This window comes from Ramlibacter alkalitolerans (assembly GCF_016722765.1).
Classification (GTDB): Bacteria; Pseudomonadota; Gammaproteobacteria; order Burkholderiales; family Burkholderiaceae_C; genus Ramlibacter; species Ramlibacter alkalitolerans.
The window spans coordinates 20,749-44,355 of the sequence record NZ_JAEQND010000022.1 but is presented as its reverse complement, the minus strand read 5'-3'; the positions used below and the strand labels follow the sequence as shown (position 1 = coordinate 44,355).

The 23,607-nt window shown below is 63.0% G+C and carries 19 protein-coding genes and 1 tRNA gene; 13 read left to right on the top strand and 7 right to left on the bottom strand.

Annotated elements, in window-relative coordinates; genetic code table 11:
• Positions 1-10 precede the first annotated feature (10 nt).
• From rpoC to JI746_RS26865, 12 genes are all read left to right on the top strand, one after another.
• Positions 11-4,240 (top strand): DNA-directed RNA polymerase subunit beta', encoded by a 4,230-nt coding sequence (gene rpoC, locus JI746_RS26920; RefSeq protein WP_201693404.1) that lies wholly within the window; start codon positions 11-13, stop codon positions 4,238-4,240.
• 71 nt (positions 4,241-4,311) lie between these two features.
• Positions 4,312-4,875, top strand: coding sequence for a LemA family protein (locus JI746_RS26915; protein ID WP_201693403.1), 564 nt, complete (start codon positions 4,312-4,314; stop codon positions 4,873-4,875).
• A gap of 67 nt (positions 4,876-4,942) precedes the next feature.
• Positions 4,943-5,293: a c-type cytochrome gene (locus JI746_RS26910; protein ID WP_201693402.1), complete on the top strand. Its 351-nt coding sequence runs from the start codon at positions 4,943-4,945 to the stop codon at positions 5,291-5,293.
• Between the two features lie 2 nt (positions 5,294-5,295).
• Positions 5,296-6,564 (top strand): NAD(P)/FAD-dependent oxidoreductase, encoded by a 1,269-nt coding sequence (locus JI746_RS26905; protein ID WP_201693413.1) that lies wholly within the window; start codon positions 5,296-5,298, stop codon positions 6,562-6,564.
• A 78-nt stretch (positions 6,565-6,642) separates the two neighbouring features.
• On the top strand, positions 6,643-7,980 hold the full coding sequence (rsmB, locus tag JI746_RS26900; protein WP_201693401.1) for a 16S rRNA (cytosine(967)-C(5))-methyltransferase RsmB: 1,338 nt from the start codon (positions 6,643-6,645) through the stop codon (positions 7,978-7,980).
• Positions 7,955-8,578 (top strand): DUF4390 domain-containing protein, encoded by a 624-nt coding sequence (locus tag JI746_RS26895; RefSeq protein WP_236600176.1) that lies wholly within the window; start codon positions 7,955-7,957, stop codon positions 8,576-8,578. The genes rsmB and JI746_RS26895 overlap by 26 nt, the downstream gene beginning before the upstream one ends.
• Positions 8,575-10,884 carry an ATP-binding protein gene (locus JI746_RS26890; protein ID WP_201693400.1) on the top strand — a complete coding sequence of 770 codons (2,310 nt, stop codon included), beginning with the start codon at positions 8,575-8,577 and terminating at the stop codon, positions 10,882-10,884. Before JI746_RS26895 ends, JI746_RS26890 begins: the two co-directional genes overlap by 4 nt.
• Before the next feature lie 113 nt (positions 10,885-10,997).
• Positions 10,998-11,714 carry a response regulator gene (locus tag JI746_RS26885; RefSeq protein WP_201693399.1) on the top strand — a complete coding sequence of 239 codons (717 nt, stop codon included), beginning with the start codon at positions 10,998-11,000 and terminating at the stop codon, positions 11,712-11,714.
• 106 nt (positions 11,715-11,820) lie between these two features.
• A tRNA-Phe gene (locus JI746_RS26880) sits at positions 11,821-11,896 on the top strand.
• Positions 11,897-11,967: 71 nt separating this feature from the next.
• Entirely contained in the window at positions 11,968-12,807 is an 840-nt protein-coding gene (locus JI746_RS26875) for a hypothetical protein (protein ID WP_201693398.1), read from the top strand.
• Between the two features lie 240 nt (positions 12,808-13,047).
• Complete coding sequence (locus JI746_RS26870) at positions 13,048-15,171, top strand: site-specific DNA-methyltransferase (protein WP_330893092.1); 2,124 nt, start codon at positions 13,048-13,050, stop codon at positions 15,169-15,171.
• Between the two features lie 2 nt (positions 15,172-15,173).
• Positions 15,174-17,753: a DEAD/DEAH box helicase gene (locus tag JI746_RS26865; RefSeq protein WP_201693397.1), complete on the top strand. Its 2,580-nt coding sequence runs from the start codon at positions 15,174-15,176 to the stop codon at positions 17,751-17,753.
• A gap of 64 nt (positions 17,754-17,817) precedes the next feature.
• Here the strand turns inward: JI746_RS26865 and JI746_RS26860 are convergent, their stop codons facing one another.
• The 5 genes from JI746_RS26860 to JI746_RS26840 form a co-directional block, all read right to left on the bottom strand.
• The gene (locus tag JI746_RS26860) at positions 17,818-18,258 is read right to left on the bottom strand and encodes a hypothetical protein (RefSeq protein WP_201693396.1); all 441 of its coding nucleotides are present in this window, start codon (positions 18,256-18,258) and stop codon (positions 17,818-17,820) included.
• 96 nt (positions 18,259-18,354) lie between these two features.
• Positions 18,355-19,266 carry a GIY-YIG nuclease family protein gene (locus JI746_RS26855; RefSeq protein ID WP_201693395.1) on the bottom strand — a complete coding sequence of 304 codons (912 nt, stop codon included), beginning with the start codon at positions 19,264-19,266 and terminating at the stop codon, positions 18,355-18,357.
• Positions 19,263-19,835, bottom strand: coding sequence for a hypothetical protein (locus JI746_RS26850; protein WP_201693394.1), 573 nt, complete (start codon positions 19,833-19,835; stop codon positions 19,263-19,265). Before JI746_RS26850 ends, JI746_RS26855 begins: the two co-directional genes overlap by 4 nt.
• Positions 19,836-20,045: 210 nt before the next feature.
• Positions 20,046-20,903 carry a hypothetical protein gene (locus JI746_RS26845; protein ID WP_201693393.1) on the bottom strand — a complete coding sequence of 286 codons (858 nt, stop codon included), beginning with the start codon at positions 20,901-20,903 and terminating at the stop codon, positions 20,046-20,048.
• A 224-nt stretch (positions 20,904-21,127) separates the two neighbouring features.
• A complete protein-coding gene (locus tag JI746_RS26840; protein ID WP_201693392.1) occupies positions 21,128-21,427 on the bottom strand; it encodes a hypothetical protein in 300 nt (99 codons plus the stop codon).
• Positions 21,428-22,054: 627 nt separating this feature from the next.
• Between JI746_RS26840 and JI746_RS26835 the strand changes: the two genes are divergently transcribed.
• Positions 22,055-22,423 carry a hypothetical protein gene (locus tag JI746_RS26835; RefSeq protein ID WP_201693391.1) on the top strand — a complete coding sequence of 123 codons (369 nt, stop codon included), beginning with the start codon at positions 22,055-22,057 and terminating at the stop codon, positions 22,421-22,423.
• 11 nt (positions 22,424-22,434) lie between these two features.
• On the opposite strand, the gene JI746_RS26830 is transcribed toward JI746_RS26835, so the two are convergent.
• Together JI746_RS26830 and JI746_RS26825 are read right to left on the bottom strand one after the other, a co-directional pair.
• Positions 22,435-23,124, bottom strand: a complete 690-nt coding sequence (locus JI746_RS26830; RefSeq protein ID WP_201693390.1) for a hypothetical protein — start codon at positions 23,122-23,124, stop codon at positions 22,435-22,437.
• 81 nt (positions 23,125-23,205) lie between these two features.
• Complete coding sequence (locus JI746_RS26825; RefSeq protein ID WP_201693389.1) at positions 23,206-23,439, bottom strand: helix-turn-helix domain-containing protein; 234 nt, start codon at positions 23,437-23,439, stop codon at positions 23,206-23,208.
• Positions 23,440-23,607: the final 168 nt, after the last annotated feature.

Here is a 23,607-nt window from a genome sequence, read left to right as displayed (position 1 = left end):
ACAGAGTTACATGAAATCTCTACTCGACCTGTTCAAGCAGTTCACGCCGGACGAGCATTTCGATGCCATCCGCATCGGCATCGCCTCGCCGGAGAAGATCCGTTCCTGGTCCTTCGGTGAAGTCAAGAAGCCGGAGACGATCAACTACCGCACGTTCAAGCCCGAGCGCGACGGCCTGTTCTGCGCCAAGATCTTCGGCCCGATCAAGGACTACGAGTGCCTGTGCGGCAAGTACAAGCGCCTGAAGCACCGCGGCGTGATCTGCGAGAAGTGCGGGGTGGAAGTCACGCAGACCAAGGTGCGCCGCGAGCGCATGGGCCACATCGACCTGGCCGCGCCCTGCGCGCACATCTGGTTCCTGAAGTCGCTGCCTTCGCGCCTCGGCCTGGTGCTGGACATGACCCTGCGCGATATCGAGCGGGTGCTGTACTTCGAAGCCTACGTGATCACCGATCCCGGCATGACCCCGCTGAAGAAGTTCGGCATCATGTCCGAGGACGACTACGAGGCCAAGCGCAAGGAATACGGCGATGAGTTCATCGCCAAGATGGGCGCCGAAGGCATCAAGGACCTGCTGGAAGGCATCGACCTCGACATCGAGATCGAGAAGCTGCGCGGCGACCTGACCGGCTCGGAAGTGAAGGTCAAGAAGAACGCCAAGCGCCTGAAGGTGCTGGAGGCGTTCAAGAAGTCCGGCATGAAGCCGAACTGGATGGTGCTCGACGTGCTGCCCGTGCTGCCGCCGGACCTGCGTCCGCTGGTGCCGCTGGATGGCGGCCGCTTCGCCACCTCCGACCTGAACGACCTGTACCGCCGCGTCATCAACCGCAACTCGCGCCTGAAGCGCCTGCTGGAGCTGAAGGCGCCGGAAATCATCGCGCGCAACGAGAAGCGCATGCTGCAGGAAGCGGTGGATTCGCTGCTGGACAACGGCCGTCGCGGCAAGGCCATGACGGGTGCCAACAAGCGTGCCCTGAAGTCCCTGGCCGACATGATCAAGGGCAAGAGCGGCCGCTTCCGCCAGAACCTGCTGGGCAAGCGCGTCGACTACTCGGGCCGTTCGGTCATCACCGTGGGCCCGACCCTGAAGCTGCACCAGTGCGGCCTGCCGAAGCTGATGGCGCTGGAGCTGTTCAAGCCCTTCATCTTCTCGCGCCTGGAAGCCATGGGCATCGCCACCACCATCAAGGCGGCGAAGAAGGAAGTGGAAGCCGGCACGCCGGTGGTGTGGGACATCCTCGAAGAGGTGATCAAGGAGCACCCGGTCCTGTTGAACCGCGCCCCGACGCTGCACCGCCTGGGCATCCAGGCCTTCGAGCCGATCCTGATCGAAGGCAAGGCGATCCAGCTGCACCCGCTGGTCTGCGCGGCCTTCAACGCCGACTTCGACGGCGACCAGATGGCCGTCCACGTGCCGCTGTCGGTGGAAGCGCAGATGGAAGCCCGCACGCTGATGCTGGCCTCCAACAACGTGCTTTTCCCCGCCAACGGCGAGCCCTCCATCGTGCCTTCGCAGGACGTGGTGCTGGGCCTGTACTACACGACGCGCGAGCGCACCAACGGCAAGGGTGAAGGCATGACCTTCACCGACGTCGCCGAAGTGCTGCGCGCGCTGGAAGCCGGCGTGGTCGAACTGACCGCGAAGATCGCCGTGCGCCTGACCGAGTGGGAGAAGGACGCCGACGGCAAGTTCGTGCCGAACACGAAGCTGTTCGACACCACCGCCGGCCGCGCGCTGCTGTCGGAGATCCTGCCCAAGGGCCTGCCCTTCAGCGTCCTGAACAAGGCGCTGAAGAAGAAGGAGATCAGCAAGCTGATCAACATCTCCTTCCGCAAGTGCGGCCTGAAGGAGACGGTGGTCTTCGCCGACAAGCTGCTGCAGAACGGCTTCCGCCTGGCGACCAAGGCCGGCATCTCCATCGCGGTGGACGACATGCTGGTGCCGCCGGAGAAGAAGGCGATCATCGAGCGCTCCGAGAAGGAAGTGAAGGAGATCGAGCAGCAGTACGTCTCGGGTCTCGTCACCGCCGGCGAGCGCTACAACAAGGTGGTCGACATCTGGGGCAAGGCCGGCGACGAAGTGTCCAAGGTCATGATGGCCCAGCTCGCCAAGGAGAAGGTCACCGACCGCAACGGCAAGGAAGTGGAGCAGGAGTCCTTCAACTCCATCTACATGATGGCCGACTCGGGCGCCCGCGGTTCCGCCGCGCAGATCCGCCAGCTGGCGGGCATGCGGGGCCTGATGGCCAAGCCGGACGGCTCGATCATCGAGACGCCCATCACGGCCAACTTCCGCGAAGGCCTGAACGTGCTGCAGTACTTCATCTCCACCCACGGCGCCCGCAAGGGCCTCGCGGACACGGCGCTGAAGACGGCGAACTCCGGCTACCTGACGCGCCGCCTGGTCGACGTGACGCAGGACCTGGTCGTGACCGAAGTCGACTGCGGCACCGCCGACGGCTCGCTGATGCGCGCCATCGTCGAGGGCGGTGAAGTGATCGAGTCGCTGCGCGACCGGATCCTGGGCCGCGTGGCTGCCGAGGACGTGCTGCACCCGGAAACGCGCGCCGTGCTGGTGCCGGCCGGCGTGATGCTGGACGAGGACGCGATCGACCAGATCGAGGGCGACGGCGTGGACGAAGTCAAGGTGCGCACGGCGCTGAACTGCGCCACGCGCTTCGGCCTGTGCGCCAAGTGCTACGGCCGCGACCTGGGCCGCGGCGGCCTGGTGAACGTCGGCGAAGCGGTCGGCGTGATCGCGGCGCAGTCGATCGGCGAGCCGGGCACGCAGCTGACGATGCGCACCTTCCACATCGGTGGTGCGGCCTCGCGCGCGGCGGTGGCCTCCAGCGTGGAAGCCAAGTCCGCGGGCTTCGTGGGCTTCAACACCACGATGCGCTACGTGACCAACCAGAAGCAGGAACTGGTGGTGATCTCGCGTTCCGGCGAGATCATCATCCACGACGAGCACGGTCGCGAGCGCGAGCGCCACAAGGTGCCGTACGGTGCCACGCTGACGGTCAAGGCCGACCAGCAGGTCAAGGCCGGCGTCATTCTGGCCAACTGGGACCCGCTGACCCGACCCATCATCACGGAATTCGCCGGCCGGGTGAAGTTCGAGAACGTGGAAGAGGGCCTGACGGTGGCCAAGCAGGTCGACGAGGTCACGGGCCTGTCGACGCTGGTGGTGATCGACCCGAAGCGCCGCGGCTCCGCCAAGGTGGTGCGGCCGCAGGTGAAGCTGGTCGATGCGGCCGGCAACGAGGTCAAGATCCCCGGCACCGACCACTCGGTGACGATCGCCTTCCAGGTCGGCTCGCTGGTGCAGGTGCGCGACGGCCAGGACGTGGGCCCCGGCGAAGTGCTGGCCCGCATCCCGGTCGAAGGGCAGAAGACCCGCGACATCACGGGCGGCCTGCCGCGCGTGGCGGAGCTGTTCGAAGCCCGTTCGCCCAAGGACAAGGGCGTGCTGGCCGAGATGACCGGCACGGTGTCGTTCGGCAAGGAGACCAAGGGCAAGATCCGCCTGCAGATCACCGATCCGGAAGGCGGCGTGCACGAGGAGCTGGTGCCCAAGGAGAAGAACATCCTGGTGCACGAAGGCCAGGTGGTCAACAAGGGCGAATCCGTGGTCGACGGCCCGGCCGATCCGCAGGACATCCTGCGCCTGCTGGGTGCGGAGGAACTGGCGCGCTACATCGTCGATGAAGTGCAGGACGTCTATCGCCTGCAGGGCGTGAAGATCAACGACAAGCACATCGAGGTGATCGTTCGCCAGATGCTGCGTCGCGTGGTCGTCGAGAACGTGGGCGAGTCCGACTACATCGCCGGCGAGCAGGTCGAGCGCTCCGAGATCCTGGACACCAACGACCGCCTGCGCGGCGAGGACAAGATCCCGGCGACCTACAGCAACCTGCTGCTGGGCATCACGAAGGCCTCGCTGTCGACCGACTCGTTCATCTCGGCCGCTTCCTTCCAGGAAACGACGCGGGTGCTGACCGAGGCGGCGATCATGGGCAAGCGCGACGAGCTGCGCGGCCTGAAGGAGAACGTGATCGTCGGCCGCCTGATCCCGGCCGGCACCGGCATGGCCTACCACGTGGCGCGCAAGGCGAAGGACCAGATGGACGAGGCCGAGCGCCGCGCCATCGCCGATGCCGAAGCGGCAGAACTGGCCGAAGTCACGGAAGCCGCCAACGGCTCCGAGACCAACGACCACGGCACGTCGACGGCCGAATAAGCCGCCCGGCCCGCCGCTGAAGGGCGCCACCTCTTGCAGGGGTGGCGCCCTTTCTTTATCGTGCGCTCACCATGGAGTCGTCATCCTTCCTTCCCTGGGTGATCGCGGCGGTGGCCCTGTTCTGGGCCATCGGCGCGTACAACCGGCTGGTGCGCCTGCGCTCCGAGGCGAAACATGCGTTCGCGGTGCTCGAATCCGAACTGACGAAGCAGATCCAGCTTGTGCAGGAGTGCGTGCCGCCGGAAGACGAGCAGACGCCATCGCAGTTCACCGGGGGTAGCGCCTTCTGGGGCGGCCTGCAGGGGGCCGCGGCGCAGCTGCAGGCCTCCCTGGCCGCGGCCAGGAACCGGCCGCTCGACCCGGAACGCATCGCGGCGCTGGGCGCGGCGCAGGAGGTCCTGAGCACGGCCTGGGATCGCGCGGAGCGCGACGATGCCCATGATCTCGCCGGCCCGCGCCTGCCGGAGAATTTCAGCGGCGAGCGCGCCCAGCGCGTGCACGTGACGCAGGCCGCGACGGAGCAGTTCAACCAGGCGGTGGCCCGCTACAACGACGCGATCGCGCAGTTCCCCGCGATCCTGCTGGCGTGGTTGTTCGGGTTCCATCCCGGGCGCGGGCTGCGGGCGAGGCAGTGAGGTGATGCGATCGAGCGATGTGCCTGTCGTAGGCTGGGGTGACGCGCGAAGCGCCGGAACCCCAGCGATGCGCGCGAGCGCTGGGGTTCACGCGCTGCCGCGGTTCACCGCCAGCCTACGGGCAACCGCCAGCCTGGCGCTGATCTGCCTCGCCGTCCCCGCACACGCCCAGCAAGACACCCTCTACCTGCGCACCCTCGCCGCCAACTGTGCCCAATGCCACGGCACCGACGGCCATCCCGCTGCCGGTTCCGAGCTGCCGCCGCTGGCCGGGCGGCCGCGCGCGGAGCTGCTCGCGCAGCTGCAGGCCTTCAAGGCCGGCACGCGCCCTTCGACCATCATGCAGCAGCTCGCGCGCGGCTACAGCGATGCGCAGCTCGAACTGCTGGCGGCGTGGTTCGCCGCGCAGAAGCCATGAACCTGCGCCGCCGCAGCTTCCTGCACGCCGCCGCGGCCTTCGGGCTCGCGGGCTGCGCCACCCCGGCCCGCATTCCGGCCCGGGCGCGGGTGCTCGTGATCGGTGGCGGCTACGGCGGCGCCACGGCCGCCCGCTACGTGCGCCTGCTGTCGGACCACCAGATGGAGGTGGTGCTGATCGAGCCGAACGAAGCCTTCGTCTCCTGCCCCCTGTCCAATCTCGTGATCGGCGGCAGCCGGCAGATCGCCGAGGTCACCACGCCCTACGACGGGCTCGCGCGCCAGGGCGTCACGCGGGTGAAGGACACGGCCCGGGCCATCGATCCGCAGCGCAAGACCGTCACGCTGGCGGGCGGCGCCACGATCGGCTACGACAAGCTGGTGCTCTCGCCCGGCGTCGAGCTGCTGTTCGACAGCATCGAGGGCCTGCGCGCGGCGCACGACATCGGGCGGGTGCTGCAGGCCTGGCAGAAGGCGGGGCCCGAGACGATCGCGCTGCGCCAGCAGCTCGAGGCGATGCGCGACGGCGGCGTCTACGCGATCACGATCCCCGAGCAGCCCTATCGCTGCCCGCCCGGCCCCTACGAGCGCGCCTGCCAGGTCGCCTGGTACTTCAGGAACGCCAAGCCGCGCAGCAAGGTGCTGGTGCTCGATGCGAACCCCGACGTGGTGTCGAAGGGCGCGCTGTTCAAGCGCGTGTGGAGCGATCAGTACAAGGGGATCATCGAGTACCGGCCGCAGCACAAGGCGACGGCGGTCGACGCGCGCGCCGGCGTGATCAGGTTCGAGGTGGAGGAGGACGTCAAGGCCGATGTCCTGAACGTGCTGCCGCCCATGCGCGCCGGCGCGATCGCCGTGCAGGCCGGCCTGAACAACATGGCCGGCCAGCGCTGGTGCGGCGTCGATTACGTGGATTTCCAGTCCACCGCGGCCAGGGACATCCATGTGATCGGCGACGCGATCCAGGTGGCGCCCGCAATGCCCAAGAGCGGCCACATGGCGAACGCGCACGCGAAGGTCGCGGCCGCAGCGGTCGTGGCGGAACTTTCCGGCTGGCCCCTCACCCCGGAGCCGATGCTCACCAACACCTGCTACAGCTTCGTCGACGACCAGCGCGTGATCCACGTCGCGAGCGTGCACGCGTACGTGCCGGACGAGCGCACCTACAAGGCGGTGGGCGCGTCGGGCGGCGTGAGCCCGGCGCCGACGGAGCTGGAGGGCCGCTATGCGCTGAACTGGGCGCGCAACATCTGGGCGGACACGCTGGGCTGATCCTCGCGATGACAGAATGACGACATGACAGAATGACCCGGTCATTCCGTCATCGAGCGCAGCGAGGTCATCCTGTCATTGCATGTTCCCCTCTGGCGGCAGCTGCAGGCTGCCGCCTCCGTTTTGGCGGCCGTGCGGCGCGGCGAATCGGCCACGCCGGCGATCGCGCGCATCCCGCCCGAGGTGCGGCCCGGCGCGCAGGCACTGGCGTTCCACGTGCTGCGCTTCCTCGGCCGCGCCGAGGCACTGCGCCAGCAGCTGGCGAAGAAGCCGCCGCCGCCCGCCGCCGACGCCCTCCTGTGCACCGCGCTCGCGCTCGCCTGGCAGGAAGAGGGCGCGCCGTACGAGCCTTTCACGCTGGTCGACCAGGCGGTCGAGGCCGCCAAGCGGGGCAGGGACACGCGTCCGCAGCAGGGTTTCGTCAATGCGTGCCTGCGCCGCTTCCTGCGCGAACGCGCCGCGCTGGTCGCGGCGACCGATGACGATCCGGTCGCGCGCTGGAACCATCCGCCGTGGTGGATCGCGCAGCTGCAACGCGAGCACCCGCACGAGTGGCAACAGGTGCTGGAGGTGAGCAACACGGCAGCGCCCATGACGCTGCGCGTGAACACGCACCGGATCTCGCGCGAGCCGCTGCAGCAGTTGCTGGCCGCGCAGCACATCGCCTCGGAACCGGTCGGCGCGCAGGGGCTGATCCTCGACCGGCCGCATGCCGTCGACGCCATCCCCGGCTTCGCCGACGGCCTCTGGTCGGTGCAGGATGCCGGCGCGCAGCTCGCGGCGCAACTGCTGCTCGCGGGCGTGCCGCACGATGCGCCGCTGCGCATCCTCGACGCCTGCGCCGCGCCCGGCGGCAAGACCGCGCACCTGTGCGAACTAGCGCGCCAAGCGCAGGTCCTCGCGCTCGACGTCGACCCGGTGCGCTGCGAGCGCATCCACCAGAACCTGAAGCGCCTCGACCTGCAGGCACAGGTTCGCGCCGCCGATGCCGGCGAGCCTTCCACGTGGTGGGACGGCGAGCCGTTCGACGCGATCCTGCTGGATGCGCCCTGCACGGCGTCGGGCGTGGTGCGCCGCCATCCGGACGTGCGCTGGTTGCGGCGCCCCTCCGACGTGGCGCAACTCGCCGCCCAGCAGAAACGTCTGCTCACGGCCCTGTGGCCTTTGCTCAAGCCTGGCGGTACGCTGGTGTACTGCACCTGCTCGGTGTTCCGGGCCGAAGGCGGCGAGCAGATCGCGGCGTTTCTTGCACACAACAGCTCGGCCCTTTTGCGCCCCGGCGCGGGCCATTTCCTGCCACGAGACAGGGCGCACCCCGAGGGCGTCCGGGACAATGAGCCACGTGACCACGACGGCTTCTATTACGCGGTGGTGCAAAAGAGTGCACAGCATGCACCGGCCCTCCCGGAGGCCTGAGCGCACCCTGTTCATCGCCTGGCTCTGCGCGCTGCTGGTGGCAGGCGCGGGCCTCGCGTGGCGTCCGGCCTCGGCCCAGGTCCACATGGCCGAAGTGACGCAGCTGCAAGTCGAGCGCAACGACGAAGGCGTGCTGCTGAGCGCGGCCGTGCGCTTCGAGCTGCCGCAGGTGGTGGACGATGCGCTCGCCAAGGGCATCCCGATGTATTTCGTGGCCGAGGCCGCGATCTACCGCGACCGCTGGTACTGGTACGACAAGCGCGTCGCGTTCGCCACCCGGCACATGCGCCTGTCCTACCAGCCGCTGACGCGGCGCTGGCGGCTGCAGGTGTCTTCCTCGCCGATCGGCCATTCCGGCCTGGTGCTGGGGCAGATGTTCGACAGCCGCGACGAGGCGCTGGCGGCGGTGCAGCGCGTCTCCGGATGGCGCATCGCCGATGCCTCGGCCGTCGACCCCGACGCGATCCAGACCATCGACTTCCGCTTCCGGCTCGACGTCTCGCAGCTGCCGCGGCCGTTCCAGATCGGCGCGGTGGGCCAGGCCGAATGGATCATCCTCGCGGTGCGCACCCAGCGCCTCATGCTGGATCCCAAATGAGCCCCGCACGAAGCGACAGGCGTGGCGACCCCGTGAACCTGCCGCGCCCGCCCGAAGGCCCGCCGCGCAAGCTGATCGAAAGCTCGCGCGCCTGGCGCTGGGCCATCGTGGTGGGCATCGCGGTCGCCATCGGCATCGGCATCGTGCTGATGTTCCTGCTCGCGCAGGCGACCAACAACCGCGATTTCTACGAGCGCAACTACGGCCGCCTGTTCGCACTGAACATGGTGGTCGCCGGCATGCTGCTGGCGGTGATCCTCTGGGTCTTCGTGCGCCTCGCCTCGCGGCTGCGGCGGGGCAAGTTCGGCAGCCGGCTGCTGGTGAAGCTGGCGGCGATCTTCACGCTGGTGGGCGTGGTGCCCGGCGTGCTGATCTACGTGGTGTCCTACCAGTTCGTCTCGCGCTCGATCGAAAGCTGGTTCGACGTCAAGGTGGAAGGCGCGCTCGACGCCGGCCTGAACCTCGGGCGCGCGACGCTGGACACGCTCTCCAGCGACCTGGCGAGCAAGACGCGCAATGCGGCGGGCCAGCTGGCGCAGGCGCCGGACGCTTCCGCGGGCTTGCTGCTGGAACGCATCCGCGACCAGCTCGGGGCCAGCGACGTGATCCTGTGGAACGGCAACGGGCAGATGATCGCGAGCACGGGCGCCTCGCGCTTCCAGCTCACGCCCGACCGGCCCACGCCGCAGCAGCTGCGCAACGTGCGCTCGCAACGCAGCATCACCATCGTCGAAGGCCTGGAGGATCCCGGTGCACCGGCCGCGAGCAACGCACGCATCAAGGCGATCGTGACGGTGCCGCAGCCCAGCCTCGGCCTGCTGGCCGAATCGCGCTTCCTGCAGGCGACGGCCACCATCCCGCCGACGCTGGTCGCCAATGCCTTCGCGGTGCAGGAAGCGAACCGCGAATACCAGGAGCGGGCGCTGGCGCGCGAGGGCCTGCGCCGCATGTACATCGGCACGCTCACGCTCAGCCTGTTCCTCGCGGTGTTCGGCGCGGTGCTGCTGGCGATCATCCTGGGCAACCAGCTCGCGCGCCCGCTGCTGCTGCTGGCCGCCGGCGTGAGCGAGGTGGCCGCGGGGGACCTCTCGCCCAAGCCGGCGCTGCAGGGCAAGGACGAACTCGGCGGCCTCACGCGGGCCTTCGCGGACATGACGCAGCAGCTCGCGGATGCGCGCTACGCCGTGGAAAAGAGCATCGAGGAAGTGAGCGCCGCGCGCGGCCACCTGCAGACGATCCTGGACAACCTGACCGCGGGCGTGATCGTGCTCGATGCGCAGGGCTTCATCGAGACCTCCAATCCCGGCGCCACCGAGATCCTGCACGTGCCACTGGAGATGTACCGCGGGCGGCAGCTGGTCGAAGTGCCGGGGCTGGAGGCCTTTGGTGCCGAGGTGCAGCAGCGCTTCGACGACTTCATGCAGGAGCGCACCCACACCATCCTCGTCGACCACTGGCAGCAGACCTTCGAGCTGAACGCGGCGCATGCCGGCGGCGCGGCCAACATGGTGACGCTGGTCGCGCGCGGCGCACCGTTGCCCAGCGAAGGGCGGCTGCTGGTGTTCGACGACATCTCGGAGATCGTGTCGGCGCAGCGCGCTCAGGCCTGGGGCGAGGTGGCGCGGCGGCTGGCGCACGAGATCAAGAACCCGCTCACGCCCATCCAGCTCTCGGCCGAACGCATCGAGATGAAGCTCGCATCCAAGCTGGGAGAGACGGAACGCGCCATGCTGTCCAAGTCGGTCCACACGATCGTGGAACAGGTCGAGTCGATGAAGCGGCTGGTCAACGAGTTCCGCGACTACGCGCGCCTGCCCGCGGCCGAACTCAAGCCGGTGGACCTGAACGCGCTGGTGAACGACGTGCTGCACCTGTACGCGCGCGAGGGCGATCCGGCGCGCGGGCCCTCGCAGGTGCCGGTGCGGGTGGAACTCGATCCGGCGTGCCCGCGCATCCTGGGAGATGCGCAGCAGTTGCGGCAGGTCATCCACAACCTGCTGCAAAACGCGCAAGATGCCACCGAAGGGCGCACGCGGCGCGAGGTCACCGTCCGCACGCAATGGAGCGAAGCCTCTCGGCGCGTGCGCCTGATCGTGCAGGACAGTGGTACCGGCTTTCCGGAACACATCTTGAAACGAGCTTTCGAGCCGTACGTGACGACCAAGTCCAAGGGCACGGGCCTCGGGCTGGCCGTCGTGAAAAAAATCGCGGATGAGCATGGAGCCCGCGTCGATCTGAAGAATCGAGTGGTCGAGGGGGTCATCCGCGGGGCACAAGTGTCGTTATCATTTGGAGTTGCGGGTTAACAACGGCACTGAGGGCTGGGCACTCGTGACCGGGCTCCTGGGAGGGGGTTCCAGGCAAGGGGGTCCGGCCGAGGCCGGACGCAACGAGTGGCGGGTTTGGGGCAAGAAAGCTGATGGCAAACATACTGGTGGTGGATGACGAGCTGGGGATCCGCGATCTCCTGTCGGAGATCCTCAACGACGAGGGACACACCGTCGAACTCGCGGAAAACGCGGCGCAGGCGCGGGCGGCGCGCCAGCGCATGCGGCCCGACCTCGTGCTGCTGGACATCTGGATGCCCGACACCGACGGCGTCACGCTGCTGAAGGAGTGGTCCTCCAGCGGCCTCCTGAGCATGCCCGTCGTGATGATGAGTGGTCATGCCACCATCGAGACGGCGGTGGAGGCGACCAAGATCGGCGCCCACTCCTTCCTCGAGAAGCCGATCACCATGCAGAAGCTGCTGAAGGCCGTCGAAGCGGGGCTGGCCCGCAATACGCCCTCGCTCGCAGCGGTGCCCCTGGCGCGCAAGCCGGGCATGGGCGTGGTGGTGCCGATGCCGGTGCCGGAGCTCACGGTGGAAGCCGCGATGACGGGCGGGCAGACGGTGCCCCCGGTGGTCGACATGGGCCCGCAGGCCCGCCAGGTGTTCGAACTGGACAAGCCCCTGCGCGATGCCCGCGACGAATTCGAGAAGTGCTACTTCGAGTTCCACCTCGCCAAGGAAGGCGGCTCGATGACGCGCGTGGCCGAGAAGACGGGCCTGGAGCGCACGCACCTGTATCGGAAGTTGAAGCAGCTGGGCGTGGACCTGTCGCGCGGCAAGCGCAACACCTCGTCGGCTGCTTGAATGGACTTCCTCCCTCCCCCTCTGGGGGAGGGCCGGGGTGGGGGCGCTCCGCCGTGCCAACGGCGTTCGGGACCACCGCACCACCCTGCTATAATCTCCCTCTCACGGCCCGGTAGCTCAGTTGGTAGAGCAGCGGATTGAAAATCCGCGTGTCGGTGGTTCGATTCCGCCCCAGGCCACCATTCGCAAGCCCTTGATCCCTCGTGGATCAAGGGCTTTCCGCTTTTGGCGTCCCACTTGGAGGAATCGGTAAGTGGAAAAAGTAAAAAGGCTTCAACCCACGGGGGACACCCTCCGCGAGCTGTTCCTGAAGTCGGGCAACCTCTGCGCCTTTCCGGATTGCGACCACCTCATGATGAACGCTAAGGGCGTCTTCATCGCGCAGGTGTGCCACATCGAAGCTGCGGATGAGGGGGGTGAGCGGTTTAACCCCAACATGACAAATGAGGAGCGGCGTCACGTGTCAAACCTGATGCTCATGTGCTATCCGCATCACAAAGAGACGAATGACGTAGCTGCCTACCCGGTAGCCAAGTTGAAGAAGATGAAGCAGGACCACGAGAACCGCTTCTCCAACCCTGATCGCGCGATCCTCGAAAAGTTGGGAGATCGCACACTTCGCGCCACTTCGACGGTCGCCTCCAACCTGAAGCGCATGAATCGGGTCTTGGAGTGGGGATTCAGCGACGAAGAACTTGCCACTGCCGCTCGCGAGTTGGGCGTCTTCGCCAAGAGGTTTCAAAAGGTCCCTCTTGAAAGTCGCAAGTTCTTGAGCGAAGTCGTCAAGCGTATCGACCGTATGGCGGAGGGCTCGGCAACGAGGGGCGGCAACCAGATACTCGCTTCGGATGTGGAAGAGGCATTTGGCCTGAGTGACACACAAGTGGCCTCGCACCTGAAAAAGCTCGACGCCTACGGTTTGGCCACTCTGGGACAGATCGACAACGGATACGGGGACGAGCCTTCGATCATGGTCTCTTCCCTAAAGGGCGGGTGGCCGCTTTGGCAGGACCTGGTCGAATTCTGCAAGAAGACAAGCGAACCAGTTGAGGCGTTCACCATCGACATGGATTTTGCTCGGCTTGACGAGTAGGGAAGCGTGCGGCGGTGGAAGAGGGATGGCTCTCGCTGGGATTGAGCATCGTCGCCGGTGGTTCTCACGGCGAACCGACATGTGGCACCCCCATCCCGGCTGATAGGAGCTAGAGCCACGCTCGTCCGCATCGGTACACTCATTGCCGCGAAGATCGAGGACACGGCCATCGACTATGGCCTGTCCCTACCAAACAACGGATAGAGCGGCCAACAACCGCCAGAAATAGCTGGAGCACGTGTGTCACGCCTGACCGATCTGATCGCCCAGACCAAGGCTAAGGACCCAGTAGTAGGTGCTGACCTAGACCGAGAGTTCAAAGTCCTGTCATCGCGATTGCCGTTTGGCCTGAACTTCGAACGTCATCGACCCGAGGCCGTTGAATTGCCGCAGCGCCCCATTCGCAAGGGCGACAAGGTGAGGGTGCTGCCGGCACGCGGGGACACTACAAAGGGGGACCAGCGCCTGTGGCAAGTAAGAGCCATTCATAGGGGGGAGAAGGTCGCCGACGTGGACCTGCTTGGGACGGATCAACCAGAACAGCAGTCAGTCGCGATCGAGAATCTAGTTGTCGTTTCAGAGTTTCGCGACACGATCCATCCTGGTCTGGTGAGCACAGGCAAAGTCACCCGAGGAGGCGACGGGCCCTTTCATTCCGTCATTAACGGCGAAAACTATCATGTCCTAAAGGCGCTGACCTTCACCCATCGTGGCAAGGTGGATGCTATCTACATTGACCCTCCGTACAACACGGGGGCGAAGGATTGGAAGTACAACAACGATTACGTTGCTGGCGATGACCTATATCGCCACAGCAAATGGCTGGCGATGATGGAGCGGCGCCTGCTCATCGCGAGGGAACTGCTGAATCCGGCCGACTCGGTACTGGTCGTCACGATTGACGAGAAGGAATATCTTCGGCTCGGGCTACTGCTGGAACAGCTGTTCCCGGAAGCGCGCCTCACGATGGTCAGCTCGGCAATCAACACTGGTGGGGTTCCGAGAAAGGGCAGTTTTTCGCGCTCGACTGAATACATATACTTCGCAATGTTCGGTGACGCCAAGCCCATTCCGCAGGCACTTCCGGAAGATTGGAATCCTGTCCAGACAAAGAACAAGTTCATATTGCGCTGGCGCTTGATGCGTCGGGATGGAACGAATGCACAAAGAGAAGACGGTCCTAATAGCTTCTATCCCGTCTTCATCAGGCAGAAGGGCGAGCATGCTGTCTTCGATAGCGTGGGTGATTCCTACTACGGCAACGATCTCTCGGAAATCCGTCCTCCGAGCGGCTGTGTTGCGATCTGGCCGAAGCGAAAAGATGGGACCTTAGGGACTTGGCAGAATGGCCCGGCCAAGCTACGAAATCTGATCAAAGACGGTTACGCGAAGATTGGTCCTTGGAGAGGCGAGGAGACCGCTCTCTATTATTTGAATCAAGGCGAACGCGCCAAAGTCGAACGCGGTCAGTTCCCTATTTTGGGACGGGCCGCCGACGGATCGTTGATAACAGACTCTTCGGAGCAAGAAACGGTCTTCGTGCCATCAGACTTATGGCGAATCCCGTCACACGATGCGGGCAACGGAGGCAGTCGTCTTCTTGCGGGGATCATTCCTGGACGCAAGTTCCCGTTTCCGAAATCCCTCTACGCTGTTGAAGATGCACTCCGTTTCTTCGTGGCCAACAAACCTGAAGCAATCATTCTCGATTTCTTCAGCGGCTCCGGAACAACGGCTCACGCGGTTATGCGTCTGAATCGTCAAGACAGTGGTCGCCGCCAGTGCATCTCCGTCACGAATAACGAGGTCGCTGCCGACGAGCAGAAGGCGCTGCGAGATCAAGGCTTGCGTCCCGGCGACGATGATTGGGAAAAATGGGGCATCTGTGACTACATCACTAAGCCGCGCGTGCAGGCTGCGATCACGGGCAGGACTCCGGATGGCCAACCTATCAAGGGGGACTATAAGTTCACCGACGAATTCCCGATGGCAGAGGGATTTGAGGAGAACGCCGAGTTCTTCACCCTCACCTATGAAGCCGAAAAATCGGTCAGCCACAACTTGGCGTATTCCCGCATTGCCCCTCTTCTGTGGCTGCGCGCAGGTGCACGCGGCACTCGTATAGACAAGCTGCCCAGTGACGGCTGGGCGGTTGCCACTACCTATGCTCTGCTGACGGACGTGGATAAGGCGACCGCCTTCATTAGGGAGCTGGCTTACGTCGAGGCAGTACGCATAGCTTTCATCGTGACTGACGACGATCGCCGGTTCCAAGCCGTAGCAAAACGCCTGCGCAAGGGAGTTGAACCCGTGCGGCTGTACGAGTCGTACCTGACGAACTTCGGCTTCACTAACGAGGGATAGGCATGAAGTTCACGCTCAAGGACTACCAGCGCCAAGCCGTGCGCGAGGCATTGGACAACCTCAGAGATGCGCGAGACGACTGGAGTAGGAAATCTCGTAAGTCGGCCTTTTCTCTAACAGCTGTCACCGGTGCAGGGAAGACGGTTATGGCCGCTGCTGCCTTTGAAGCGCTGTTTCACGGTGACGACGATTTCGAGTTCAATGCTGATCCTGGTGCCGTCGTGCTGTGGTTTAGCGACGACCCCTCACTGAACGAGCAGACACGCTTTCGGCTACTCGAAGCTAGCGACCGCATCAATTTCAGCGACATGGTCGTAGTTGAATATCCCTTTAGCCGATCCAAGTTTGACGCGGGGAAAATTTACTTCCTGAACACCCAGAAGTTCGGCAAAAACAGTCTGTTAGTTCGCGGCTTCGAAGGCGAGTCTGACTTGGTGACGGAGATGCGTCCGGATGCGCAGGCGTTCACGCTATGGGACACGATCCAAAACACAATCGAAGATCCCGAGTTGACTTTGTACATGGTCCTTGATGAGGCCCATCGCGGGATGGGGAATCCGACCGCGCAGAGTCAAAACAGCAAGGCCACGATCGTCCAACGGCTTATTAACGGGTACGGCAGTATGCCTGGCATCCCTGTAGTGTGGGGTATATCGGCTACCGTTGATCGCTTCAACAAAGCTATCGAGTGCGCGGTGAAGCGCGCGAAGCTACCCGATGTTGTGGTGGATGCCAGCAAGGTGCAGGAGTCGGGGCTGATAAAAGACGTAATCGTCCTCGACATCCCCGAGGGTGCGGGCGACTTCGATACTGTGCTGGTCCGCCGCGCCGCAGACAAGCTGAAGGAGTCGACCCAGGCATGGGCCGAGTACGCACAGCAGCAGGATGACGCGCGGGTCGTACTCCCGCTGCTCGTCTTCCAAGTCCCGAATACTCCCGATCCGAATGAGATCGGCCGCGCGCTGGACACCCTTTACAGCCACTACCCAGAGTTGCCGTCTGCAAGCGTCGCGCATGTGTTCGGCGAACATACGACGCAGCGGTTCGGCGCTCGTAATGTGCCTTACATCGAACCGCAACGGGTGCATGAAGCTGACTGGGTACGGGTACTCATTGCTAAGGATGCGATCAGCACCGGCTGGGACTGCCCGCGCGCAGAAGTCATGGTGTCCTTCCGTTCCGCTACGGACCGAACCCATATCACTCAGCTGATTGGCCGCATGGTGCGCTCGCCATTGGCGCGACGCATCCCTGGGAACGAGCGCCTGAACGCGGTGGAATGCCTGCTGCCGAAGTTCGACTCTAAGACTGCCGAGAGTGTCGTTGATGCCTTGATGGCAGGGGACGAGACTTCGGGCGCAACTCCCGGCCGCATCTTGGTCAACCCGGCGGAGATGAAGCCCAACCCTGCGGCATCTGCGGCAGTGTGGAAAGCGTTTGAGGGACTGCCATCCCAGACTAGGCCACAGAGGACTGCAAAGCCCGCAAGACGGCTGACAGCGCTGGCGCAGGAACTGGCCGACGATGATCTGCTTGAAGGCGCGGGGAGGAAGGCACATGCAATCCTGCATGGAGCTTTGGATGTGTTCCAGACCGAACATGCCCCGAAGATCAAGGCCAAGCGTGAGGCGGTTCTGACGGTGGACGGGACGACAGTCGTTGCCGACCTAAAGGGCAAGACCAAAACCTTCAACCAGTTCTGGGAAGACGCGGACGTGGCGGTAATCGACGATGCGTACCGGCGCGCAGCGCGAATCTTCACCCCGGATATCGCGCGAACCTATGTCGATCACCTGGCCCGAAAGATGGCCAGCGTTGACGACAACCCCGAGGAGTACTTGGAGGCCGTGATGGAGGCTCGCGTGACGGTCGCGGGCCTGGGCCTGGTTACGGAGGTTCAGCAATACTTTGACGCCCATGCGGATGCCTTGGCGAAAGCTTGGTTCACCGAGTTCGCTTTGCGCATCAAGGGCCTGCCGGACGACAGAAAGGACGCCTACCGGCAGATCATTGAGATGAGCACGGAGCCGCAGGATGTCGATCTGGGCAAGCCAGAGGCCAGATTTGAGCCCACATCGCTGCGTGAAAACGACAAGGAAACCGCCTTGCCAGTCTGGAAGGATCACTTGCTATGCGACGACAACGGCAACTACCCAGCGATGTTGAACGAGTGGGAGCGCACAGTGTTGGAAACCGAATCCAAGCGCAATGGCTTCACCGCTTGGTATCGCAACCCACAGCAGCCTGGGCAGTCCTCGCTGGGGGTAGCTTACATGGAGGATGGACAGTACAAGATCGTCCGCCCCGACTTCATCTTCTTCTTTAGATTAAATGACGGACGCGTCGTGGCCGATCTCGTTGATCCACACGGCGTTCATCTGGCCGATGCTCTCCCGAAGCTACAAGGTCTCGCCCAATATGCGAAGAACCATGCCAATGCTTACCGCCGCATCGTGTCAGTGGCGCTGGCTCTGGGGAAGCTCAGAATGCTTGATCTGACAAGCGAGCAGGTTCAGCTGGCCATCGTTTCTGCGAAGACTGCTGCAAGCCTGTTTGCAGGGCCACTTGCAAAAGACTACTGACTCGCGCAGCCTTCCGGGTCGAAGCAAACGACAGGTAATATGCGACTGATCCACGAACAGCGCGCTACCCGTGCTTCTCCAAAAAGGCCTCCATGTGCGGCGACACAGGGTGTCTGAGGGTGAAATTCCCGAAGCGCTTTCTGAACTGTGGCCAGAGCGCCTTCAGCTTGCCGCGATTACGAGCGAACGGATGGAGCCAGATCCAATCAAGGACGTAATCGCCAGAAACAGCCGTTCTGAAGCAGCATCCACCAATGACGTAGTTGGGATAGTGATCCTCATGTTCTATGAGATCCATCGCTCGCTCGCAGAGGAGAACACCAACGCATGTTTCGTCTTCGTCGAACTCGTCGTACTGAAGATGGTCATACCGGAACTCCAGCTTGAAGTGGCGGGCCATCAGCGCCAAGGCCTTCTTGATCTCTAGAGGTGAATCTCGCTCAACGAAAATGCGCTCCGGGTATCCCTCAATCTCAAAAACCGGCGTGGGCAATTGGTACTTCATGCGTGCATTCTGACGGAAAGCTGTTGCATCTTGCGAACGCGGCCAGTCGGGCCGAGCCGCCATTTGACGTAAGGCCGGTTGTATACGGCCACGTTTCTACGTTTGAGGTGCGCCCCGTCGCGCTTGGGTCCGGGCGCTCGGCGACGAGCAGGGTGCTCCCTTGCGCAGCTCCCGTACGATGCTGCGGAAGTGCTTCAGTCGCCTTTGCAGCCGCTCAATCTGCCAAGTTTCCGTCGCCCTTTGCTCCTTGAGGCGATTGGCAAGCCTTGTGCAAGCTTGCTCGTATTCAACGAGGCTGCACGTCGAGTACTGATGCGGATTGATGGGCAGAAATAGAGGGCGCTGGACGTGATCTATCGTGATGAAGTACTCCCTACGGTAGAGTTCTGGGGAGCGCCATAACGCTGCAATCGTATCGGAGGTAGGGGCTGGCACGTGCGCGTGGCGAAAGCGCTCTTCAATGCTTTCCTTAGTGCGCGACTCGGTGAGAGGCTCAATGACCCACTCCCGCACGCACGGGACCCGCCCTTGAGCGACGTGCCGCGCTTCTGCCCGCGGTATGTCCAGATCTGACGCTGGCGCTTGCCAAGACAGGTACTGGCGCATATCAACAGAATGAAGGTGCCACGCAAGCCACAACTGCGAAACCCAGTCATCGCGAACTTCGGGCGCCGTGTTGTAGTTCTGGAACGTCCCCCACCGGAGTTTCTGCAATGCCTGCTCAAAACGAAGCATAGAATCTTCGCTTTGAAATCGCCGAAAGATCTCGAACGCGAAGTCTTCCAGCTCGTACCCGTAGGTCTCCATATCTACGCGCATTTGTGCAGACAGGCCGGTCCCGGAATCGATCGAACGTCGGTGCGCTGCCCAACGCGCCTTAACGTTCCTGGAGGAGCCGATGTAGCTTCGGTTGTTGTAGCGATTACGGATCCGATACACGACAAAAGGGAAATTGGGCGTGTCTATCAGGTGCATTGATTGCATTCCGGAGTTCTCGATGCGGTTCATGTCTTCAGTCGGTAGTACCCGCAAACCGTCAGCTGGATGGTTCGCAGCAACGGATACAACTCGGGAATCGCCGCCTTCGCCATGATCCCACAGCCACGCACATTGGCGACAATCGTGGCCATCAGTTCGTCCACGGAAAGGATCGAGGCGCCACACAGCTCATTGCGGCCTTCGGGATGTGAGACGAGCACGGCGATTCGTTCTACAGGTGTCTTCTTGTCCAACCATGGGAAGACCGAATCGAACATGTAGCGTTCGCCCGATTCAAACTTCTTCCGAAAGCGACTTTCCCGAACTTGCCAGGAATGGGCGTCGATCGAGGGCTCGACGTGTACCAAATGTTTGGTCTGCGGGTGGAACGCAACAATGTCGAGTTCCATTTCCCAGCCACCATGCTTTAGCCGGCCGACTTTCATGTTGCGCTTCACGAGATATCCCGACCAGTCGTAGTACTCGGCGATCAGGTCTTCTAGATGCGACATAGGTGGCGTGTTGGTCGAGGAGTTGCGATGCTGCTGAATCTGGATCTGCCTACCAAGAAGGCTCGGCTTCACCACGAAGGTTGTCATTCGATTCCCAAGCCATACGGCACCGCGTGGAAACCTGTTGGTGATCTGGGGCGGGACGGCGGGTGGTTCGAGGTAGATTCGGTGGAAGAGGCCAGGGAATTGGTTCGCCGTTATCTCCCCAGTGCGGATTTCCAGACGTGCCCGAAGTGCGACCGGCCTGCTTGATGTGACCGGGAGATGCACACGTTTGCGAAACCGCATGCCTCGCGGTCAGGCAACTTTCGGGACTGCTGTAAAGACCGGAACGAGGCTTCTCAGTTCCGCAGGCGTGCTGGCCTTGCAAACTGACATCGCGTGATTCTTGTCGTGCAGTTTGATGCTGGCCTTGATGTTGTGCCTGCCCACCGCGTCTAGCAGTGAGTTGTGCACCAAGATTTCGAGTTGCTTCGACTCCAGGTTGATCCGGACTCCCCGCCCGCCTCCAGGCAGCCACCAGATCAGCCGCTTCTCACTGACCTCGATGCTGCCACCTGGGATCTCGCTACCCGACTGCAGCACCTCCTCTAGGAAGAAACCGGTTTGTGAGTCCGGCTTCGCAAATTCCGCGGCTTTTTGCACCGCGTCCCGAAGGCGGGTGAAGGTTTCCTTTTCTGCATAGACACGTGACCCCTTCCCTCTGTTCACTTCCCAAACTGCCGGCGCCTTGCCGCTCTTCTTTGGCACTACCCAGGCATCGCACCAGAGAGTGTGGTTTCGCAGTGCGTCATCCTCAGAAACGGACGAGAGAGTTCGGACCAAGGCATCCCGGATAGCGATGTCGATGGTGCCATCTTCGTGAACCATCGGTCCAATCCGCAGGTGCTTCCCGCGAACGACGAAGATCCAATCATTCCCATTCGTGACCACGCCCATCACGCCCGGCTTGAGATAGCCGGCGACCAAGTCCGGATGGAGTTTCTGAGTGAACCTCTTGGCTTCAATGAGCCACACGGGCTCCTCGTTGCGAAGTATCGCCACGTCCGCGGACAAGCGCCGATTCGGACCGTTCGGTTGGGAATACTCGAAGAAGGCTTCTAGCCCATTCACTTCCAGCGCCGCGTCGACGACGGGGCAGATCAGGCGGTACATCGCCCACCGTTCGGAAGGTTGGGGCCGTACTGGAACAGACTGAGTCTTCATGCAGTCTGTGGGCGCGTCGAGTGAACGGCAATAACCGCGCCTCCGTATCGGCCGTACGAGAGCCACTGATCGCGGCCGGTTTGAGTTTCATCCATGCTGTTGCAGCGGTAATCACGCTCTCGAAAAGCCCTCTGAACAGACGCTCTCCGCGAAGGATAGTAACCTGCGCGCGACTAGCCCAACCTCTTCCAAAATGCGCAAGAGTTTGACTTGCCAAAAATGTCGACACTGGGCCCATCGCCGAGATACTCCACCAGATCCGGATAGAACCGGAAGTGACGAGATAGCTGCTGGTGGACTACCCTGAAGGGTTCGCCCGAATCGGAGTACTCCACGAGCGCAGCGACGTACTCTCTCTGGTGACCCTGCGCCAGCTTTAGGATGAACTCATGGCTGGAGAAGCGCTCCGGCATCGTCGCGATGAGCGGTCGATAGTGCTGGTACAGGGCTTGAAGCGCATCTCTTGCAGTCATGCGTTCTCCTTGACACGAGCCACGCCACTGAATCAGCTCTTGGCGAAGCAGGCTTTTGCGCCGCCTTGCGAGCAGAGTCTTCGCGGTATCTCAATGGCGCTGACTGTCTTGATTGAACCATGGCGCCTGACTGTTTGGCAATCCAGTCTTACCTCGCGCAGAGCCCGCTGTCCTTACCGGGGCGACACAGACATCCCACGATCGCATGAGAGGACCGGCCGTTCGGATGGTGGTACTTGTTCACCGCTTTCAGGAGCGGCCTCGGGCATCCTGTGCTCATGCCCTTCAGTTCGTCTCCCCGACGTCGACCACCACGGTCCGTGAATCGGGAAGCGCGTGCCTGGAACGGCATCAATGCACCCGGAGAGCGACCGCGCGAAAGGCGTTTGCTTTGGAGACGGCGTCAGAAGCAAGCGCTGGCAGTTCTACGCGGATAGAAAGCCACACTTGAAGGCCGCCGATGGGCGTACGTTCGTCGGCTGCCGCGATCAGCGTCGCCCGATCGCATCTCTCCCTGATACCTGACGCACCCCAGGGCGTATCCGCCGTCACGCCTGCTGGCGTTTCACCCCTTTCTGCAACGAGCCCAACGCTGGAGCGGCGGGCACTCTTTACCAATGGAGGTCTATGCACATCTTCAGAGACTCTGAGGCGATACGACGTGCCCCCGAGGTCGTGCCTGCGCTCACCGATCAAATGACCTGGTTCATTCGCGAAGTGAGCGAGGGGCTAGCCTGTGAGTTGCAGGACGTCATCAACATCGTGGTCGCCGAGGCAGGGGACGACCTGAAAGCACTCTCAAACGCGGTTGGATTCGACCTACGCGAAGAGGGAGTCGAGCACATCTCCCAATTTCCGAACTGGTTTGAGCTGACCTTCGTCGTCAACGGGGAGGGGTTCGCATACGTGATCTACGTGCCTGATGATCGCACCACGTCCACGGATCTGCTGGCCTTCTGCCGTGCGCAGCTGCCCCTAGCGTCGCCGAACCCATAGACAAAGAGCATTCAGTCGATCCCGCTCGGTTTGGCGGTGTTCGTCTCACCCGGAAAGAGAACGACGATGCTTACCGGTCCTGTTTGAGAGGGTAGGCTGGTCTTCACCCAAGTCCGCACGAACTCCTCGACGGTCTTGCGCCCGGCCTCAGTGGCCGCTGCCACGTTCCTCTCCGAGGTGGCTCGCGCGGCAAGTTCTGCAGTCAGCGATTTTTCCAACGCAGCGAGGTTCGACTGCTTGTTGAACCTTGCCCAACCTGCACTCGTGTGCTTCCGCATTTCGTCGGTGTAAATTGCGGGAGGCAGGGTCGGCGTGATCCTCCCGGCGCGAACTACGCACGTCCCGCGACTACAGGTGATCGGCCATTCCTTTGCCATCTCGATGTGGTATCGGAACAGCACCGCCACATCGATCTCGGACACTGTGGTGCCCAGATCAAGCCACTCGCCAATTCTCTTAGGGTCGGTACGAGTGATGCGTTCATACGCTTTGATCCTCGCAACTTCGAGCAGGCCTCCCGGTGTTCGCATTACCTGCGTTCCGGAGAGTGAGCTGACCTCCGTGCTAGCGCGACCTGTCACCCGGAATGCATGGAGCACCGCGTCTTGCAACCCTTCGAACTTCCAGTTACCGTATCCAACGCCAGCGAGAACGGCAATGCCGATCAGTGTGCCGGCGGGAGGCCAGTAGCTCCTCGTCACAGGATTTCCTCAGTATCGGATCGAACAACAACCGCACCGAGCTGAAGGCTTACGTCGCAGATCAGGGGCAGGACGTAAGTGCTACTGACGCGGCAACGCCTTCACTTTCTCCCAAAGCTCGTAGATAGTCAACCCGAGCGCATTGGCAATAACTTCCATCGCGTTTAGTGTGGGGTTCGCCTGCCCCCGCTCAAGCCGGCTCAGATACCTCTGATAGAAGCCGCACCGTTCTCCGAATTCGACTTGGCTCAAGCCGGCCTCCAATCGGAGCTGCCGAACACACCTGCCAAATCGCTGTGAGAGCGTCTCCTTCACGCCGGGCACTATCCGGCGCAAACCCTAAATCACATAAACACTAATTCGCATAAAATCGGTCGTCGTCACTTCCCGTTCCAGCAAAACCTCGGATGTCCCTCGATCGACACGTGCCGAGGGATATCGAATTAAGGGTGGGGAATTTGCTCGCCGCCGACGATGTAAGGC